The organism is Actinoplanes campanulatus, assembly GCF_014647795.1.
GTDB lineage: Bacteria > Actinomycetota > Actinomycetes > Mycobacteriales > Micromonosporaceae > Actinoplanes > Actinoplanes campanulatus.
In genome coordinates, this window is record NZ_BMPW01000077.1 from 1 (window position 1) to 998 (window position 998).

The following is a 998-nucleotide window of genomic DNA, read 5'->3' on the forward strand; positions in this document are numbered from 1 at the left end:
ACCGAGCCGCACCTGGTCGGTGGTGATCCGGCGCTGCTGGCGTGGCACGACGATGCCGAGCTGGACCGCGACTCGGCACTGTCGATCGCGCGTCATCTGGACCGCCCTTGGACGGCCTACGACACGGAGGTGAATGGAGGTCACGTCTGGCATTGCTCATTGTCGCTGCGCGCCGACGAGGGCATGCTGACCGACGATCAGTGGTGCAAGATCGCGGGCGACTTCGTGCGCGCGATGGAGTTCGACGACCCGGACAGCCCGAAGGCCCCGTGCCGATGGGTTGCGGTCCGGCATGGTGTCTCGAAGAACGGCAACGATCACATTCATATCGCCGTCAATCTGGTGCGCGAGGACGGTACCAAGGCGTCGATTCACAACGACTTCCGCCGTGCTCAGTCGGCGGCCCGGGCCCTCGAAGCGAAGTACGGCCTAGAGGAGCTGGAATCGGTCAAGGCCGAGCGGTCGACGCGCGGCTACGACCCCGCCGAGCGTGAGGCTCAGGCACGTGCCCGCGCGCGTGCAAAGTACGAGCGAACCCGGTCGAAGCTGGGCGCGGACGCACCGACCTGGGAGGCGTTGGCCGGCGACGACCGGCAGGCACGGATCGCATCGGAGATGCGCACCGATCAGCCGCGCTACCTCCTGGCATTGAAGGTGCGCGCGGCCTCGACAGCGAGCGACAGCGAAGCCGAGTTCGTGCGGCGCATGCGACGGTCTGGGCTGCTGGTTCGGCCCCGCTATGCGGACGGCCGAACCGACGTCATCACCGGCTACTCAGTGGCCGAGCGGCCGCAAGCCGGCGAGCGGCCGATCTGGTACGGCGGCGGCCACTTGGGCCGCGACCTCACGCTGCCCAGGCTGCGCGACGGCTGGCCCGATACGGTCACCGGCGCGAGCGAAGCGGCGGACGAATGGAACGCCGCTAAGCGGGGCCGGCGCGTGGTCGCACCCGGACGCGAAGCGAGCGAACCAGACCCGGAGCTGTGGGATAAGCGCAA

Annotated in this window: 1 protein-coding gene; it reads left to right on the top strand. The window is 68.8% G+C overall.

The window, feature by feature from the left end:
* Positions 1–159 precede the first annotated feature (159 nt).
* Positions 160–998, top strand: an 839-nt coding sequence (locus IEZ13_RS46115; protein ID WP_229795828.1) for a relaxase/mobilization nuclease domain-containing protein, incomplete at its 3' end; no start/stop codon positions are given.